This window comes from Bacillus sp. 05T31 (assembly GCF_056396725.1).
In genome coordinates this window covers 1-2,059 of the sequence record NZ_JBFTMA010000757.1, presented here as the reverse complement: position 1 = coordinate 2,059, position 2,059 = coordinate 1, and the positions used below count along the sequence as shown (strand labels likewise).

The following is a 2,059-nucleotide window of genomic DNA, read 5'->3' as shown; positions in this document are numbered from 1 at the left end:
AAAGAGCGTGTTGCACATGCTCATTTAAAAATTGGTAATACGGAACTTATGATTTCTGATACATTCCCAGGTAAAGGGCATGCGATTGGATCTCAAGTAACGATTGCAATTCGAATTAGTAATGCAGAAAAAGCAAAAGAGGTATTTGATAAGTTACAAGAAGGTGGAGAAGTTATTATGCCACTTCAAGAAACGTTCTGGAGCCCAGCATACGGACAACTAAAAGATAAATTTAGCATTGAATGGCAAATTACAACGTCTACTACTGAACAAAATTAATTTTTAGAAAAGCACCATTTTTAATTGAAATGGTGCTTTTTTATACGTTCTAATTTCGTAGACTAAAGGGAAAAGGGGGACGAGTATATGGGAGAAATTTGGTATGGYGGCACCATTTACACWATGCGAGAAGAGAATGAAAAAGTAGAAGCYRTTTACGTYGAARATGGCGTCATTGTTSATRTRGGGAATAAAGAAGAGTTAGAAAACCGATATTCAGAAGTGAAGTTATGTGACTTAAAAGGGAAAACGATGATTCCAGGACTCGTTGATAGCCATATGCATCTTATTGGGCATGGGGAGAGGTTGCTTCGTCTAGATCTATCAAATTGCAAATCTTATAGCGAAGTACTTACTCTTGTTCAGAAGCGCGTAGAAGAAGCGCCAGAAGGATCTTGGATTATCGGAGAAGGGTGGAATGAAAATAATTTTACAGATACAAAACAAGTTCATGTACGTGATTTAGATGAAATCTCTAAAGAACATCCGATTTTATTAAAGCGCGTTTGTCGTCACGTGACATGGGTGAATTCATACATATTGCAAGAAGCGAAYATAACAGAAGCGACGCAAGATCCAAAGGGCGGRAAAATTGGYCGTGAYKCRTYAAATAAWTTAACAGGACTTTTATATGAGCAAGGACAAGAGTTAATTAAACATGTTCAGCCYGAAATAGATGGAGTGTATTTGCAAAGTGCTCTGCAAACAGCGATTTCAGACTGCTGGCAATACGGATTAGTTGGCGGACATACGGAAGACTTAAATTATTATGGCGGCTTTCAAAAAACGTACAATGCGTTTTCACACGTTATAAAAGAAATGCGGTTTAAAGCGCATTTACTCGTTCACCATGAAGTAGCGAATGAACGAAAAGAATATGAAAATGAGCACTATATTGAATTTGGTGCGATGAAAATTTTTTCTGACGGYTCTTTYGGCGGAAGAACAGCTTTATTAAGTGAACCGTATGAAGATGCGAAGGAAACAAATGGAGTTGCCATTTTCTCACGTGAAGAGCTTGCAGGTTTAGTGAAAAAAGCACGAGATTTACATATGCCAGTTGCSATTCATACAATTGGTGATTTATCGCTTGAATATGTCATTGATGCGCTTGAATTACATCCACCAGCAGAAGGATTACGTGACCGTATTATTCATTGYCAGCTAGCTCGTGAAGAGTTGATTGAAAGAATGMAACACTTGCCAGCTATTATTGATATTCAGCCRGTCTTTGTTTCATCGGATTTTCCATCAGTTATTGAAAAACTAGGAGAACATCGTCTTCGTTATGCGTATGCTTGGAAGACGTTACTGGATGCAGGATTACACTGTAATGGAGGCTCTGATGCTCCAATTGAACAAGTGAATCCGTTTTTAGGTATATATAGTGCTGTTACACGTAGAAGTTTTATTGATGGTGTATGCTATATGCCAGAAGAAAGATTAACGGTATATGAAGCTGTCTCTTTATTTACAACAGGAAGTGCCTATGCAATCGGAAAAGAAGCGAAGCGAGGACAAATCGCAAAAGGATATGAGGCAGACTTTACGATATTAGACCGCAATGTTTTTGAAATTGAGGCGGAAGAAATAAAAGAAGTACAGGCAGAAATGACCGTCATTGATGGGAAGATTGTTTATAGAAAAGACGTCTAAAAATTTGAGGGAGCGGCTCCGAAAATACATTTTGGTGCTGCTTCCTCTTTTTAGATAGGTTGATGATGTCGGTAAATTGATATTTTGGGTAAAATCGTTGATATAATTTCATATACTGTTGTCC

General features: G+C 37.8%; 2 protein-coding genes. Both read left to right on the top strand.

Translation table 11 applies throughout. From position 1 onward, the window contains the following. On the top strand, positions 1–279 hold a 279-nt coding region (locus AC1DJR_RS27855), incomplete at its 5' end, for a VOC family protein (protein ID WP_477004032.1). 87 nt (positions 280–366) lie between these two features. Continuing rightward, positions 367–1,935: an amidohydrolase gene (locus AC1DJR_RS27850; protein WP_477004031.1), complete on the top strand. Its 1,569-nt coding sequence runs from the start codon at positions 367–369 to the stop codon at positions 1,933–1,935. Positions 1,936–2,059 lie beyond the last annotated feature (124 nt).